Raw genomic sequence first — 15720 nt, 5'->3', positions numbered from 1 at the left:
GGGGAGGGGGCGTTCTTCAATTCAACTTGCATTTCGTCTCCGGCTGGTCGACTCCCAGCGTGTCGAGTTCGCTCATTTGATGGAGGAAGCCTTCCTGCGGCGACACCGAGACGACGATCCGTCCGTCGGAAAGAAGAATCGGTTGGCGTAACTGCAGGTTCCAAGGCCGCAGCGTCAGTCGCACGCCTTTGAAGGCGGCGATCGAGAAGTCCTTGCCGACCATGTAAAGGCGCAGCTTCTCAGGGTCGTTTGAAGCGGTGCGCGTCGCCGCTTCGCCGATCATCCGCATCGCCAGCCACGCCGCATTGTCGCGGGCGTTCATCAAGCGCCTGAACGTTTGAATGAATCGGTTCTGCAATTGAAGCGCCCCCCATTGTTCATGCGCGGGATCCCAGTTCGTCGGCATCAAGCCGGCTGAGCCGGCGACAGGGCGCGGGTCCCAGGTGCGATAGGGAAGGTAGCCGCCGAAGACTTCGCTCTCGTCGGCGGCGACGAGCGCGTCATAGGCGGGCGCGTTCTGCGTCAGCAAAGGCATCTGGCGTTGCGTTTGCACCGAGCCTGAATCGCTGCGTCGTCCGCCCTCAGTATCTTGAGAAAGGCGTTCTTCGACGATTTTCGCGCCGAATTTCTTGGCGCTGTTGCGGAAGGCCTGCGCCAGGAGTTCATCGTTGGGATGCGATCCTTTGATGAGCAGCCAGCGCCGCCACTGCTTCCAGACGAGATATTGCGCCAGACCGTCCGCGAGCATCGAACGCGTCGGCGCGACATGGATGACATTGGCGCGGCAGGCCTCTTCGCGCAGCCTGTCGTCGGTCGCCGAGACGTTCAAGAGCAGCGCGCCTTTCGGCTTGGCGCGCTCGGCGGCGGCGAGCAGGCGTTCGGGCGAGAGGTCGGCGATAATGAACAGCGCGCCTTTTTCGATCAGCGCGTCGAGGGCCGTCACGACGTCATCGCCTTCCTCGAGCCTGGCGTCGATCGTCTCGAACGTCTCGTTGGTGAATTTGCCTGTGGTGTTGTTGTCGGCCGCGCCCAGCAAGGCGCCGGCAAGCGTGTCGTCGGCGGCGGGAATGTCGAGAATGGAGAGGGTCTCGCGCGAATGCGTTTCGCGCAGGACGCCGACTTTGACATTTATTGTTTCTGCCGCGAGCGGCGTGGCTAGAAACAGCAAACAGAAGGCGGCGACCAAGCTTTTCATAGCGCCTAAATGGCCGCTTTGGCGCGCGGGATCAAGTTGCTCGGCGCTCCCGCGCGCCCTCGCCAATCACCTCGTCACGCGCATCAGCGCCTTGCCCTTCTTGGACGCGATCTCCTTGGCGTCGAGCGTGCCGTCGCTGTCGGGGTCCGCATCCTTGAACATGGCGGCGACCATGACGAGAAACTCGTCCTTCGAGAGCGTGCCGTCGTTGTCAGGGTCGGCCGTCTTGAACCCCTGTTTCGAGACGCGGCCCTTCATCTCTTTGAAGTCGACGGTCCCATCCGAGTCCTTCTCGAGGCGCGTGAAAAGCTCGGTGGCGGATTTATTGACTTCGTTGAGGTCGACGGTGCCGTCGTTGTCGGTGTCGAGCGCGGCGACGGGGCCGGTCGCTTTGGCGAGCGTGGACGTCGCCGGCAGCGCCATGACGCCGGCGAGCGCCAGCGCGCCGAACAGCAATGCTTTGTTCATTTGCGACTCCTTTGAGTAGGGCCATCGAAACCAATATAGCGCGGGCGGCGTCGAACCGGCTAGCGCCGTTTGGGCCGCAGTAGGGGAGGGCGCGGCCCGTCTGTCGCCGAACTACGGCGGCGCAGGCGACACGCCGGAAGGCTTCCGGCGCAAGGGCAGGCTCGCGATCAGCACGGCAAGAATCCCGGCCACGAAGATGCCGTCGAAGGTTCCCGCGCCGCCAAATGATGCGACCGGCGTCCCGATCTCTTGAATCCTGCCGAGATTGAGCAGATCAGCGCCGATGAGCGTGCCCAGGCTGCCGCTGACATAGGCGACCGGCGCGGCATAGTCGCGCGACAGCAAGAGCGCCAGAGCCGCCGAGAGCAGCGGCGGCGCGACGATCGGAACGCTGATGCCGACGCCGGGCACGATCCGCGCCAAGAGATGGACGACCAGAGCGACGATCAGCGTCGCCATGCTTGCGGCGATCCAGATGCGATTGCGGGCAAGCAGATACAGCGAGAGCAAAAAAGGAATGACTGCGCCGCCGACATTTACCGCCAGGATCATGCCCGGCCAATCGACGACCATCGGAACGACATAGCGCCTTCCGAAAAAGTCGATCACTTCTTGCGGGACTACGCGCTCGCTGGCGAAATGCGCGATCGGAATGTTTATGTAGCTTCCCAGAAGCGACGCGAGTAACACCAGCGTCGCATATTTGGAGCTCAGGCCGATGCGGCTATAGGCGTAGTGTAGCGCGCCAACCTGTATCAGCAGGAAAAGCGCCAGCAGCACTCCAAAGAAGACCGCATAGACGGTCGGCGGCAGAGGAAGATAATGAAGCTCGTGTGAATACACGCGTCGCCTCCCTTGGCGCACGTTCAAGCGCTGGCGCCTCATATAGAGGGCGCGCGATCGAGATGCAGTCCCTGCTCGAAACGCGATGACGAAACCTTTGGACAGACATTGCCGCGCCGCGCTTCAGCAATGGATGACCCCCGACATAAAGTTTGGCTCTGTCTTCGCATTCGTCGAAGACGCGCAAAATGAGGCATTGTCTGACGCCCGGAAAAGTTCAACGCTCGCCGCAGGGCTTGGGCATGGCGGCAAAGCTTTTCTCGTTTGCGCGCCGCTAACAGTTAAGGAGAATGCCGGTGATCGAGCAGCTGCCGAACTTCCCCGATAGCGTGGTTGCGATCGTCTGCAGGGAACGCGTGACGAAGGCGGACTATGACTCCGTTCTCGTTCCTGCGGTTGAGAACGCGCTCGAGAAACACGAGAAGGTCAGGATTTATTACGAAATCGCGCCAGATTTCTCGGGATTCGATCCCGGCGCGATGTTCGAGGATTTTAAGGTCGGAATGGGTCATCTCACGCGTTGGGAGCGAATCGCGCTTGTCACCGACGTCGAATGGATCAAGCATGCCATGCGGCTGTTCAGCTTCATGATGCCCGGCGAGACGAAGTTGTTTCCAACGTCGCAGGCAGACGAGGCGCGCGCCTGGATCGCGGTTTAGCGGTCCGTCGAGGCGTCGTGCAGGGGCAGCGTCGCGGTCAGCCGCGCGCCGCCTTGCGCGTCGTTCGACAATGTGAGCGCGCCACCCAGCGCGCCGACTCTCTCGCTCATGCCGCGCAACCCGAGACCGCCGCTCGACGACGGGCGATGCGTCGCGTCGAGACCTGCCCCATTATCGCGCACGACGATACGCAAGGCGCCCCTAGCCTGCTCGACGATTACCTCCACGCGATCGGCGCCCGAATGCCGGAGCGCATTGGCGAGGCCTTCCTGCACGATGCGATAGGCGGTAAGCGCGGTTTCCTCTTCTAGAGCGCGCTGCGAAAAAGTGGAATCCGGCTTTTCGCGCGAAGCGCGGAGGTCGCCGGAAGCGCCGTCGAGCGAAAGCGTGATGGCGACGCTAGGGTTCGCCTCACGCCAACCCTGCGCCAGCGCCTGCAAGGCGTCGGCCAGTCCCATCTCCTCAAGAGCGGCAGGACGCAACCGCCCGAGAATGCGCCTGTTGACCTGCTGCAAAGCGGCGATCTGCGCGTCGATGCGCGCGCAATCTTCGGCAAGACGCGCCGGCTCGGCCCCGGGAGCGGTGACGCGGCGCGCCAGCGCTCCGACGCCGGCGCGGACAGTGAACAGGAAGGGCCCGATCTCGTCATGCAGGTCACGCGCGATGTCTTTGCGCTCTTCGTCCTGCACATGGATCATGCGCCGCACGAGCCGGCGATTTTCTTCATCGAGCTGTTGCAGGGTCGCCGCCAGAGCGTTGATGCGCTCTGCAATGATGATGAATTCCGGAGAGCCGTCGGCGGGAACGCGCACCGAATGTTCGCCGCGCTCCAGCCGCTGCAGGCCATCAGCGAGGGTCGCGACGGGACGCAGCGTTCGCGACACGGCGAGCGAGACAAGTCCGAAGGCGGCGACCGAGATTCCCGCGCCGCCGATCGTGAGCCAGACGATCTCCTGCCAAATCTCTGCGATCTCATCTGCGGGATTGGGGGCGATCAGGATCGCGCCGCGGCCCGTTTTGATCCGCGTGGCGGCGGCGTTCGGCAGCACGAGCCGCGCAAACCACTGCGGCGCGCGATTGACGTCCTTTTGCGCGGGAGCCTCCTCTCCGGCGAGCGTGACGCGGACATGGCGCAGCCGGCGCGCGTCGGCGAGAAGTCGCGTAATTTCGGCCTGGGGATCTGGCGCCGTCTCAAGTCGCGGCAGAGTCGCTTCGACCAGATCGCGCGCAAGGCGCGTCGCCCCGTCGGCCTCGGCGCGAACGCGCGCGCCGGCATGCAAGACGAGCAAGCCGACGCCGAGCGCCAATCCCAGCGCAAGCACGACGCCGAGCAGCAGCGACAGGCGCAGGCGCAGGGAGAGCGTTCGAAGCATGGCCAATTCTGTAAAGAAGCCGAAGACTTTACGAAAGGCTGCGATGCCGTCAATGTTCGCCGCATGTCATCCCAGCATGCTCGAACTCACGGAGCCACGTCGGAAAATGCGCGTTCTCATCGTTGACGACCATCCGATTATCGTTTCCGGCTGCGCGGCGATGCTCGCCGGCGAGGGCGACATCGACGTCGTCGACGCGCGCGACGCGGAGACCGGTCTTGCCGCTTTTGTGGCGCACAAGCCCGACGTGACGGTTGTCGACATCGGCCTGCCGGGCGTTTCCGGCTTCGAGTTGGCGCGGCGGATTCTGGAAATCGATCCGGGCGCGCGCATCGTCGTTTTCAGCATGAATGACGATCCGATTTTCGCGGCGCGGGCGATTCAGATGGGCGCAAAGGCCTATGTGACCAAGAACGACGACCCCTATCTCTTGCTGACGGCCGTGCGCGAAGTCGCTTCAGGCGGCGTTTTTCTCATGCCCAAAATCGCCAATCGGCTCGCGTTCGGAAAAAACGGCGCGACCGCCAGCCCGCTCTCCGCGCTGACCGCGCGAGAATTGGAGATTTTGCGGATGCTCGGACGCGGGCTTGGAATGGCGGAAATCGCCGATGCGACGCAAGTTTCCTACAAGACGATCGCCAACAGTTGCTCGATCATGAAACGAAAGCTCGGCGCACGCACGCCGATGGATCTATTGCGCATCGCGCTGGAACATAAACTGACGTGAGGGACGCGATCCTTCTCCCGTTTGCGGCAGAAGGCGTCATTACGAAGTGACGACGGATGAGGGCAGCGTCACCCTCTCCCGACGCGAACCGGGTGTTCCCGGTTCGCGCAAACAATGCTGAAGTCGGCAACAGCCGACTTCAGTTTGGGAGAGGAACTCGCCCTACTGAAGGTCCGGATAAGGTTCGGGCGGCGCGTAATTCGCCGGAACGGAACCGGTCAGCGCGCCGAGAAAGGCGACGATGTCGGCTGAATCCTTATCCGATAGATCTTGTCCGAGCTGGGTTTTGCCCATGATTTTTACGGCTTTGGCCAGCTCGGCGACGGACCCGTCATGAAAATAGGGCGCCGTTCGCGCGACGTTACGCAGACTCGCAACCTTGAAGACATAAAGGTCGGCGTCGTTCTTCGTCACATCCGCGAGACCCTTGTCGGGAGTCGCGACGCCGGTTTCCTTCCAATAGTCGCTCGCGACGCCAAACTTCTGGAAGGAATTGCCGCCGACGCCCGCGCCATTGTGGCAAGAGGCGCAGCCGAGATCGATGAATTTGCGCAGTCCCGCCTGTTCCTGCTTCGACAGCGCCGAGGCGTCGCCCGCGAGGAAGGCGTCGAATTTGGAAGGCGTCAGTAAGGTGCGCTCGAAGGCGCCGACCGCGACGCCCCAATTTTTGGAATTGATCGGATCCTTGTCGTCGGGGAACGCCTTGGCGAAGGCGTCGGCGTAGAGGGGGATCGACTTGAGCTTGCTCATCGCCGTCGCCTGATCGGGATTGCCGAAGCTCGTCGGGCCAAGCAGCGACTTTTCGGCTTGGTCTTCAAGCGACTCCCGATCGCCGCGCCAGTGTTGCTTGAAATTCAGCGCGGCATTGAAGATTGATGGCGCATTGCGGGGATTCTCCTTGCCGAAGACGCCGATCGCCTTCGGCAGTCCGTCGCTCGCCTGCTTGTCCGCCGGATGGCAATGGGCGCAACTGACATTGCCGTCCATTGACACGCGGTTCTCGAAGAACAGCCGCCGGCCGAGTTCGATGCGCGCGGACGCAACGGAATCATTGACTGCGGAGGGAACGGCGATCGGCTGGAAAATCCGCCTCGCGTCGTCAAGGAGCGCCTTGGCGTTCGGACTTTCCGCTCGGGCGGTCGTCGCGGCGAACAGGACGACGGGGAAGACGATGAAAAGAGAAGACGAGCGCAAGTCGACGCCTCCTGCTCGCGGCCGGCCGCGCCGCTGATCGGGGCCAAAACGATTCGAGCCGGCGCTGGAAAAGCGCAACCGCTCTGCGCAGCGCTCTTCTTGCCGACTCGATTCGGGAATTCTTTGGCGCCCTCGCCGAAGCGAAGGCCGCCCAGGTTATTAGATTTCGGCGGATTCGTAGCTGGTGATTTCCATGCCGACGCAAACTTCGACAATCACGGGGGTCGTCCAGGCCATTTTTTCCTCCGTCTGGGACTCTTTAAGATACGGCTTTGCCCTGCTTATATGGGTGTGGCCCCCGCAGGTTTAAGCTCGCGCAGCACTTAACATGATCGTCGCCACTTCGCAAATGGGATGCGGCGCACAATGGGCTGTTCCCCGGCGCCGTCAAAGTCGCGCCGCGGCAGCTTCTGATGCAAATGACGCAGCCGAACGTCTCGACAGGCGACTTGACGGCTGCTAGGCATAGCGAAACGCGGGAGGAGCCGCCCGGCTTGGCGAGTAGGCGCTAAAAAACAAATGGATAGCGCCGAATTGGCCGACATGCTTTTGAGCGTGGCCGGGACAGGTCGCGAATCGGGGTAGGGATGGGGACAGCGACGCTCGACGGCAAGGCGATAGCGCTTGACGACGCATATCGACACGCCGCCAAAATTCTTACTGGCGCGGCCTTTCCGCTCATCGCCGGCCTGGGCGCCGACGTCGCCGGCGCGCGCGCGGCGATCCTCTTGGCCGAGCGGCTGAAGGGCGCTTTCGATCATCTGGCGTCGCGCGAGACGCTCGCCGATATCGACGTCAAGCGCTCCTTCGGCATGTTCACGACCACCGCGAATGAAGCGCGCATTCGCAGCGACTGCGTCGTCCTTGTCGGCCCCGGGCTGACGCAAGCCTGGCCGGGAATGCTGGAGCGGCTTGCGCTTGATGAGCCGCCGCGCCGCGGCGCGCAGGCGCAGCATCCGCGCAAGGTGATTTGGCTCGAGCCCGAAGGCGACGAAGCGAGCGCCGTCCCCGGCGCGAAGGTCATCACGGCCTCGGTGCAGGAGCTCTCCGGCGTCCTCGCCGCATGGCGCGCCCGATTCGGCGGACGGCCGGTGGCGCTCGACGCTGAAAAAGTGAGCCTCATTGACGGCCTCGTAGAGACGTTAAGAAGCGCGCGTTTTGGCGTGTTCGTCTGGTCGGCTTCCTCACTCGATCCGCTGGCGATCGAGATGCTGCAGGGCCTGGTCACTGAGCTTAACGCCACGACACGGTTCACTGGCGTTCATATCGGCGCTCGCAGCGGCGCTTCGGGAGTTACGCAAGCCGCCGGTTGGATGACGGGCTTTCCGCCGCGCACCGGCTTTGGCCGCGGCTATCCGGAGCACGACCCGTGGCGTTTCGAGGCGTCGCGACTCGTCGACAGCGGCGAGGCCGATGCGGCGCTGTGGATCTCCGCCTTCGATGGCGAAACGCCCGCCTGGTCCCGAGCCGACATCCCGCTCATCACGCTTGCGCCGGCGCAGGCGGCGCCGTCCCGGGGACTCTTTATCGAGGTCGGTCGGCCCGGCGTCACCCATGACGCAGTGCTGATGAGTCAGGAAACCGGCGGCATGACGCTGCGCAGAGCAAGCGCGCCGACCGACGCGCCGAGCGTCGCGCTGGCGATCGGCGCCATCATGGCGGAAGTTTCGGAGGGCGCATGGCGCTGACAGTTTTGCGCGGCGGCCATATCGTCGATCCGGCGACGGGTCAGGACGCGATCGGCGACGTCTGGTTTGAGGATGGCCGCATCGTCGAACGCCCCGAGGGCCGCAGCGCCGACGAGGAGATCGACGTCTCCGGTCACATCGTCATGGCCGGCGCGATCGACATTCATTCCCACATCGCGGGCGGCAATGTGAACACGGCGCGGCTGCTGCTGCCGGAGCTGCATCGCGCGATTCGCGCGCGGCTGGCCGACACGCCGCTGTCGACCGCCAAATGGTCGAGCTACGAGACGGGCCGTCTCTATGCGCAGATGGGCTTCACCACCGTCGTCGAGCCGGCGATGGCGCCGCATCACGCCTTGCAGACGCATCTCGAATTCAACGACGCGCCGATCATCGACAAGGGCGCGCTCACCGTGCTCGGCAATGACGACTTTTTGCTCGGCATGCTGCGCGACGGCGAGACGGACGGCGCGATCAATGATTATGTCGCGCAGACCGTCGAAAACACGCGCTCGCTCGGCTTAAAATGCATCAATCCGGGCGGCGTCGAAGCGTTCAAGGAAAACATGCGCGCCTTCGGGCTTGACGACGTCGTGCCCTTTTACGGACTGACGTCGCGCCAGATTTTCCAGGCGTTGCAGAAGGCGACGCAGGCGGTGGGCATCGCTCATCCGCTACATCTGCACATGAATAATCTCGGCCTCGCCGGCAATATCGACACGGCGCTCGCGACGATCGACGCGGCGCAGGGATTGCCGCTCCATCTCGCCCATGTGCAGTTTTACGCCTATGGCAAAGAGGGCAAGAACGGCTTCTCGTCGGCCGGCGCTCTCTTCGCCGAGAAGATCAACGCCAACAATAATGTGAGCGTCGACGTCGGCCAGGTGATGTTCTCGGACACGGTGACGATCTCGTCCGACGTTCTGAAACAGTTCAACAGCCTGCCGGGCGCAATCCCGAAGAAGGGCGCGATTTTCGACGGCGACGCCAATGGCGGCGGCATCGTTCCTTACGTCTATAAGATTTCGAACTACTATAACGCCATTCAATGGGCGGCGGGGCTGGAGCTGTTCCTGCTGATTGAAAATCCCGAGCAGGTGTTCTTCACCACCGACCATCCGAACGGCGGTCCCTTCACGACCTATCCGGAGCTGTTCGCGCTGCTGATGAGCGCCGACCTTCGCGCGCAATATCTTTCGCGCCTGCCGGCCGACGTTTTGGAGCACACCACGCTGCCGTCGATCTCGCGCGAGTATACGCTTTACGAGATCGCGCAGATGAGCCGCTCCGGCGCGGCGAAACTGTTCGGCTTTGAAGACCGCGGCCGGCTCGGCGCCGGCGCCGTCGCCGACATCGCAGTTTATAAGCCCGGGCGCGACGTCGCCGGCATGTTCCGCCGCGCATCTTATGTGTTCAAGGACGGCAATCTCGTCGTGCGCGATGGCCAAGTCTCGCATTACACGCGCGGCAAGACGCTGCATATTCGCCCGCGCTACGATCGGCAGATTACCAAGCGCCTCGATTCCTACTACGACGATCTTTACGGCTTGCCGCGCAGCATTTTCGACGTTCCTGACGCCGCGCTGCCGCACAAGGACGCCTTTGCGGAGGTTCCATGCCGGATATAGTCCGCAATGGCGTCACGATAGACGACAATTTCGCCGAAGCCTTCCCGATGAGCGGGACGGGCATTCTGATCACCGCGCCAAACGCCAAATGGGCGCGGCAGGCGGGACTGACGATGACGGGCTTTGCGACATCGGTCATCGGCTGCGGCTGCGAGGCCGGGATCGATCGCGAAGTTTCGCCGCAAGAAACGCCGGACGGGCGTCCCGGCGTGCGCGTGCTGCTCTTCGCCATGTCGTCGAAGGACGCCGAGAAGCAGCTCGTCAATCGACTCGGCCAATGCGTGCTGACCTGCCCGGGCTCGGCGGTCTATTCGACGGTCGCCGGCGAATTCGAGATCAAGGTCGGCGACGCGGTGCGCCAGTTCGGCGACAAATGGCAAATGTCAAAGGTGGTCGACGGGCGGCGCTACTGGCGCGTGCCGGTGATGGACGGCGAGTTCTTCTGTGAAGGCAAGGTCGGCCTGACGAAGAAATCGGTGGGCGGCGGTAATCTTTTGATCATGGGCGCGGACTGGGACAAGACCATGCGCGCGACCGAGGCCGCCGTATCGGCGATCGACGGCGTCGCCGACGCCATCGCGCCATTCCCCGGCGGCATCGTGCGCTCGGGCTCCAAGGTCGGCTCGCAATATAAGGGGATGAGCGCCTCGACCAATGACGCTTATTGTCCGACGCTGCGCGGCGTCACCAAAAGCGCGCTCGACGAGGACATCGGCTGCGTGCTCGAAATCGTCATCGACGGCCTCACCGATAACGCGGTGCGCGAGGCGATGCGCGCGGGGCTGCGCGCCATCATCGAGATGGGGCCGGAGCAGGGTGCGAAGCGCGTCGGCGCCGGCAATTACGGCGGCAAGCTCGGACCGTTCCATTATCATTTGAAGGAATTGCTGCCGTGAAGCCGTTTACCTTCACGCTTCGCCAGGAGCCGCCCCAGCGCGTCGATCTTTCGCCGCTGACCCCGGATCGTCTCGCCGGCAAGCCAATCGCGCAGATTGAAGAGATCGAGATCGGCGTCACACGGATTTCGACGAAGGTCGGCGACCTCTTCAAGATTGCCGAAGGCGATCTGAAGAATGTTCGCTTTGAGGGCGGCTCGTCGCGATTCGATCTTCTCGGCACGAAACTTTTGCCTGGCTTCGCGATCCATGTCGAAGGCGACGTCGGCGCGCAATGCGGCCGTCTGGCCAAGGGCGGAAGAATCACCGTCGCCGGAAGCGCCGGCCCGCATGCGGCCTCAGGCAATCTCGGCGCCGATATCGAGATCAGGGGCGATGTCGGCGAGTTCCTCGCTGGTCCGCTCGCGGGCGAACTCGCCGGCATGGCCGGCGGGCGCGTTATCGTGCGCGGCAAGGCAGGCGAACGCGCCGGCGACCGGCTGCGCCGCGGCATTCTCATCATCGAAGGCGACGCTGGCGAAGACCTCGGCGCCCGCGTCATCGCCGGCACGATCTTCTGCTTGGGTGAGGCCAAGGGCCGGATCGGCTATCTCAACAAGCGCGGCTCGATTGTGCTCGCGCGCGGTGGCTGCTTCGGCGCGACCTATGTCGATTGCGGCGCGCATGAGCTTACTTTCGCGCGGCTTTTCGCACGCAGCCTGAGAAATCATAGCGCTCCCGCCGCTGATCTCCTGTCGCGGAAGCTGCGACGCTACGGCGGCGACACGGCGGTCTATGGCAAGGGCGAGATATTGACCCCCGACTGACGGGCATTACCCTTGCTAGGACGCAAACGCCCGCCGAGCGGGCGCTTAGCAAGGAGATTGTACGATGAATTTCGTCGAACTGATCCTTACCGTCTGCACGCTGGCGCAGCCCGCCTCCTGCGACGAACGCAAGATCGTTCTTGAATCCGCCTCGGGCTCGACCAATAATTGCATGATGCAGGCGATGCCATATATCGCTCAGTGGTGCGGCGAACATCCGCAACTGACCGTCACCAAATGGCGCTGCGCCCGGCCTGGATCGGAAGGCGACAAGATCTGATCGAGGCCTTCGGGCGCGGTCTCATCCATGACGAATGAATCGGACATACGATCGGCCGGCGCCTTTTGCGGCACCTTACGCGCCTCCTGACGAGAGCTTCGCTGAGGCTTTCCTTGAGTCGCGTCCAGAGGCCGCGGCGTCGCTGGCGACAGAAGAAACTGCGCTGACACTCGTGCGCGGCATTCGCGCCAGGCGCGATTTGCTTGGCGGCGTCGAAGATTTCCTCCACGAATTTTCCCTGACGTCGCGAGAGGGCCTCGCGGTCATGGCGCTCGCCGAGGCGTTGTTGCGCGTTCCTGACGACGCGACGGCCGATCAACTCCTCGCCGATAAGCTCGTTGAAGGTGATTTTTCTCATCATGAGGCGTCGAGCGACGCTCTTCTCGTCCAGGCCTGCGCTTTCGCGTTGGGGCTTTCGGCGCGCATCGTCGACGTGACGGAACCGCGTGGGCTTGTCGCCGATCTCGCCCGTCGTATCGGCTTGCCGGCGCTGCGGACCGCCGCCCGCCAGGCGATGAGGCTGATGGGCGCCCATTTCGTCTTTGGCGAAACGGTTGAAGCGGCGCTCAAGCGATCGCACGGGCGACAGGAACGCTTTTCTTACGACATGCTCGGCGAAGGCGCGAGAACCGCTGAGGACGCCGAACGCTATTTTGAGGCCTACGCTCACGCCATTCGCGCCGTAGGCGACTCGGCTGAGGCCGCGTGGCTGCCGGCGTGTCCCGGAATTTCGATCAAGCCTTCGGCGCTGCATCCGCGCTACGAGGCGATTTCACGCGAACGCGTCTTGCGCGAATTGCCGCCGCGCGTGCTCGAATTGGCGCGCCTCGCCAAGGACCGCGATCTCGTTTTCACCATCGACGCGGAAGAAGCGGATCGGCTCGAGCTTTCGCTCGATGTCGTCGCGCGCGTCATCGAAGACTCGTCTCTTTCAGGCTGGGACGGGTTTGGGCTCGCAGTTCAAGCTTATTTGAAACGCGCTTCGGCCACGATCGACTACGTGGCGTCGCTCGCTGACGCCTACAATCGGCGCGTCATGGTGCGGCTCGTCAAGGGCGCTTATTGGGACAGCGAAATCAAACGCGCCCAGGAGCGCGGCCTCGCCGACTATCCGGTGTTCACGCGCAAGGCGATGACGGATCTCAATTTCGACGCCTGCGCGGCGCAGCTCTTCGCGCAACCTCGCATCTTTCCACAATTCGCCACGCATAACGCCCGCAGCGTCGCCGCCGTTCTGACGATGGCGGGCGGCCGACGCGACTTCGAGTTTCAGCGCCTGCACGGTATGGGCGAGCCGCTTTATGAGGAGCTTGCCGAGCTCAGCGAAGCCGCCGTTCGAATCTATGCGCCGGTCGGTCCGCACTGCGATCTCCTCGCCTATCTTGTGCGGCGTTTGATCGAGAATGGCTCCAACTCCTCTTTCGTTGCGCGCGCCGCCGACCCCGAGACGCCGGAACGCATGCTTGTCGCGGACCCTTACCAAGCGATCGGCGCTCACGCGCGCCATCCGCGTCTGCCGATGCCAAGCGAAATCTATTTGCCGCTTCGCGCCAATTCCAAAGGCGTGGAGTTCGGCGATCGGACCGCGCTTGCCGCGCTGATCGATGAAACGCGCGCGTCTGCTCCATCGCCTTCCGCGCGCCCGAGCGTTGAGACGCGTGTCGCAGCGCGTGCAGTTCTTTCGCCGATCGACGGCGTCGTCGTCGGTCAGGTCGTGGAAGCGGACAAAGGCGCGGCGCACGCCGCGATGGCCGCCGCTGCGCGCGCCTTTCCGGCATGGGCGCGCACGCCGTTCGAAACGCGGGCGCGGATGATTGAGCGCGCCGCAGATTTGATCGAAGCGCGACGCGGCCCGCTGATCGCCCTGCTGCAAAGCGAAGGCGGCAAGACTCTCGACGACGCGCTCGCCGAAGTGCGTGAAGCGGCCGATCTTTGTCGCTATTACGCGGCTCAAACGCGGATCGTCTGCGCCGACACAGCCCTGCCGGGCCCGACGGGCGAAGCCAATGTCCTGCGTCGTCATGGACGCGGCGTCTTCGTCTGCATTTCCCCTTGGAATTTCCCGCTCGCGATTTTTATCGGCCAGGTCGCAGCGGCGCTCGTCGCCGGAAACGCCGTCGTCGCCAAGCCCGCCGAGCAGACGCCGCTCGTCGCCGCGATGGCGATCGAACTCCTGCGCCAATCGGGCGTTCCGAACGATGCGGTGCAGTTCGTTCCCGGCGACGGCGTGATCGGCGCCGCGCTTGTCGCCGATCCGCTGACGGCGGGCGTCGTCTTCACCGGCTCGGTCGAGGTTGCGCATCGGATCAATCGGATGCTCGCCGAGCGAGATGGCGCGATTGCGCCTCTGATCGCCGAGACGGGTGGGATCAACGCCATGATCGTCGATTCGACGGCGCTGATCGAACAGGTCGTGGATGACGTTCTCGCATCCGCTTTCCGATCGGCCGGTCAGCGGTGTTCAGCCTTGCGGCTCTTGTGCCTACAGAAGGAGATTGCGCCGGCCTGTCTGAAGACGCTCATCGGCGCGGCGCGCGAATTGCGCGTCGGCGATCCGCGCGAGATCGGAACTCATGTCGGCCCGGCAATCGACGCAGATGCAAAATCGAAGCTCGACGACTATCTGGCGCGTCAGCGCGCGGCCGGGCGGATTCTCTTCGCCGGGGCTGCGCCGACGACGGGAACATTCGTCGCGCCGCATATCGTCAGGATCGAGCGTGTCGGAGAGTTGCAGGAGGAAATCTTCGGACCCGTGCTGCATGTCGTGACCTGGCGTTCGGATCGCCTGCCGCAACTGCTCGCCGCGATCGAAGCCGGCGGATACGGGCTCACGCTCGGCTTGCATACGCGCATCGAACAGCGCATGCGCGCGCTGTCGCGTGAAGCGCCAGCCGGCAATATTTACGTCAACCGCAACATGATCGGCGCCGTCGTCGGCAGTCAGCCGTTCGGCGGGTTTGGACTGAGCGGCACCGGCCCCAAGGCGGGCGGGCCGGATTATCTGCTGCGATTCCTTCATGAGACGACGCTGACGATCAACACCGCGTCTTCCGGGGGCGACGCAGGACTGTTGTCGCTCGGAGAATCCGACGAGCTTGATCGCGACAAATTGGCGCAAACGCGCGGCTTGAAGTCACGCGACTGACGCGCCACGTCACTAATGTTTCCATTCCGATCGTCGGACCAATCGTTGCTGAATTTGCGGTTGCCCGCGATCGACCATCCAAGAGGGAGATCAGCATGGCCCAAGAAAGCAAACTGCCCGCGTCAAAGGAATCCGCGCAGAACCCCGGCATTTTTGATTGGCATCCTTTCGAATCGTTCCGGCGCCAGTTCGATCGCCTGTTTGACGACTTGCCGTCGCGCCGGAGCCTCGCCGACTTTCAGCCTTTCGACCGGATGATGTCGCAATGGTCGGCGACTCCGCCCGTCGACTTCGTCGAGAAGGACGGCGGATATGAGATCACCGCCGAACTTCCCGGCCTCGACGAAAAAAGCGTCGATGTGAAGCTCTCGAACGGCGTATTGTCGATCTCCGGCGAGAAGAACGAAGAAAAGGAAGAAAAGAAGGAAGGCTATTATTGTTCGGAGCGCCGCTACGGCTCCTTCCGGCGCGCCTTTAGGATTCCCGAAGGCGTCGACGTGGACAAGATCACGGCGGACTTCGAGAAGGGCGTGCTGAAAATCAAGCTGCCCAAGACGCCTGAGTCCAAGAAGGACGAAAAGAAGATTGAGATCGCCGCGAAGTAACGCCGCATATTGCGGCGCCATTCGCGTCCTTTGTTAAGATCGCCAGCCGGCGCGCCCTTGTGGAGCGTCGGCGATGTTTTGGCTATGCGCCGGCCGGCGCATCAGCCGCGGCAGCACGAGATGCGGCAGCACGCCCTCGCGAATGACCGCGCGTCGCAGCGGACCGAGCGCCGCCATGGCGATGAAGCCCGCGCCGCGCAGCAGATCGACCGG

15 protein-coding genes and 1 pseudogene are annotated in these 15720 nt (G+C 63.4%); 9 read left to right on the top strand and 7 right to left on the bottom strand.

Translation table 11 applies throughout. The features are described 5' to 3' along the window. Positions 1 to 16: 16 nt before the first annotated feature. The 3 genes from QZ964_RS20180 to QZ964_RS20170 all read right to left on the bottom strand — a co-directional run bounded on the left by QZ964_RS20180 (position 17) and on the right by QZ964_RS20170 (position 2506). Positions 17 to 1195 (bottom strand): ABC transporter substrate-binding protein, encoded by a 1179-nt coding sequence (locus QZ964_RS20180; RefSeq protein ID WP_292533920.1) that lies wholly within the window; start codon positions 1193 to 1195, stop codon positions 17 to 19. 66 nt (positions 1196 to 1261) lie between these two features. Continuing rightward, entirely contained in the window at positions 1262 to 1663 is a 402-nt protein-coding gene (locus QZ964_RS20175) for an EF-hand domain-containing protein (protein ID WP_292533918.1), read from the bottom strand. Between the two features lie 111 nt (positions 1664 to 1774). Then, positions 1775 to 2506, bottom strand: a complete 732-nt coding sequence (locus QZ964_RS20170) for a DUF1614 domain-containing protein (protein WP_292533916.1) — start codon at positions 2504 to 2506, stop codon at positions 1775 to 1777. Positions 2507 to 2802: 296 nt separating this feature from the next. On the opposite strand from QZ964_RS20170, the gene QZ964_RS20165 reads away from it, so the two are divergent. Next, entirely contained in the window at positions 2803 to 3165 is a 363-nt protein-coding gene (locus QZ964_RS20165; protein WP_292533913.1) for an STAS/SEC14 domain-containing protein, read from the top strand. Here the strand turns inward: QZ964_RS20165 and QZ964_RS20160 are convergent. Beyond that, on the bottom strand, positions 3162 to 4538 hold the full coding sequence (locus QZ964_RS20160; protein ID WP_292533910.1) for an ATP-binding protein: 1377 nt from the start codon (positions 4536 to 4538) through the stop codon (positions 3162 to 3164). The genes QZ964_RS20165 and QZ964_RS20160 overlap by 4 nt on opposite strands. Positions 4539 to 4644: 106 nt before the next feature. Between QZ964_RS20160 and QZ964_RS20155 the strand changes: the two genes are divergently transcribed. Continuing rightward, positions 4645 to 5265: a response regulator transcription factor gene (locus QZ964_RS20155; RefSeq protein ID WP_292533908.1), complete on the top strand. Its 621-nt coding sequence runs from the start codon at positions 4645 to 4647 to the stop codon at positions 5263 to 5265. Positions 5266 to 5427: 162 nt separating this feature from the next. Here QZ964_RS20155 and QZ964_RS20150 read toward each other — a convergent pair whose 3' ends face one another. Continuing rightward, positions 5428 to 6459 (bottom strand): cytochrome c peroxidase, encoded by a 1032-nt coding sequence (locus QZ964_RS20150; RefSeq protein ID WP_292533906.1) that lies wholly within the window; start codon positions 6457 to 6459, stop codon positions 5428 to 5430. Positions 6460 to 6618: 159 nt separating this feature from the next. Then, a complete protein-coding gene (gene pqqA / locus QZ964_RS21660) occupies positions 6619 to 6696 on the bottom strand; it encodes a pyrroloquinoline quinone precursor peptide PqqA (protein WP_083481414.1) in 78 nt (25 codons plus the stop codon). A gap of 350 nt (positions 6697 to 7046) precedes the next feature. Here pqqA and QZ964_RS20145 point away from each other — a divergent pair, with 350 nt between their 5' ends. The 7 genes from QZ964_RS20145 to QZ964_RS20115 all read left to right on the top strand — a co-directional run bounded on the left by QZ964_RS20145 (position 7047) and on the right by QZ964_RS20115 (position 15507). Beyond that, positions 7047 to 8147, top strand: coding sequence for a formylmethanofuran dehydrogenase (locus QZ964_RS20145; protein WP_292533904.1), 1101 nt, complete (start codon positions 7047 to 7049; stop codon positions 8145 to 8147). Continuing rightward, positions 8138 to 9775: a formylmethanofuran dehydrogenase subunit A gene (locus tag QZ964_RS20140; RefSeq protein WP_292533902.1), complete on the top strand. Its 1638-nt coding sequence runs from the start codon at positions 8138 to 8140 to the stop codon at positions 9773 to 9775. The genes QZ964_RS20145 and QZ964_RS20140 overlap by 10 nt, the downstream gene beginning before the upstream one ends. Continuing rightward, positions 9763 to 10671 (top strand): formylmethanofuran--tetrahydromethanopterin N-formyltransferase, encoded by a 909-nt coding sequence (gene fhcD / locus QZ964_RS20135; RefSeq protein ID WP_292533901.1) that lies wholly within the window; start codon positions 9763 to 9765, stop codon positions 10669 to 10671. Before QZ964_RS20140 ends, fhcD begins: the two co-directional genes overlap by 13 nt. Next, complete coding sequence (locus tag QZ964_RS20130) at positions 10668 to 11477, top strand: formylmethanofuran dehydrogenase subunit C (RefSeq protein ID WP_292533898.1); 810 nt, start codon at positions 10668 to 10670, stop codon at positions 11475 to 11477. The genes fhcD and QZ964_RS20130 overlap by 4 nt, the downstream gene beginning before the upstream one ends. 64 nt (positions 11478 to 11541) lie before the next feature. Next, entirely contained in the window at positions 11542 to 11757 is a 216-nt protein-coding gene (locus QZ964_RS20125) for a hypothetical protein (RefSeq protein WP_292533895.1), read from the top strand. A gap of 34 nt (positions 11758 to 11791) precedes the next feature. Beyond that, positions 11792 to 14902 carry a bifunctional proline dehydrogenase/L-glutamate gamma-semialdehyde dehydrogenase PutA gene (putA, locus tag QZ964_RS20120; protein ID WP_292533892.1) on the top strand — a complete coding sequence of 1037 codons (3111 nt, stop codon included), beginning with the start codon at positions 11792 to 11794 and terminating at the stop codon, positions 14900 to 14902. Positions 14903 to 14997: 95 nt separating this feature from the next. Further along, a complete protein-coding gene (locus tag QZ964_RS20115) occupies positions 14998 to 15507 on the top strand; it encodes an Hsp20/alpha crystallin family protein (protein ID WP_292533889.1) in 510 nt (169 codons plus the stop codon). A gap of 33 nt (positions 15508 to 15540) precedes the next feature. Here QZ964_RS20115 and QZ964_RS20110 read toward each other — a convergent pair. Then, positions 15541 to 15720 (bottom strand): annotated as a pseudogene (locus QZ964_RS20110) (ubiquinone biosynthesis protein UbiH); the annotation flags it as partial.

The sequence above is a fragment of the Methylocystis sp. genome, from assembly GCF_021731785.1.
In the GTDB taxonomy this organism is placed as follows: Bacteria; Pseudomonadota; Alphaproteobacteria; order Rhizobiales; family Beijerinckiaceae; genus Methylocystis.
The sequence above is the reverse complement of the archived record's forward strand: the minus strand, read 5'-3'. Positions and strand labels throughout refer to the sequence as shown.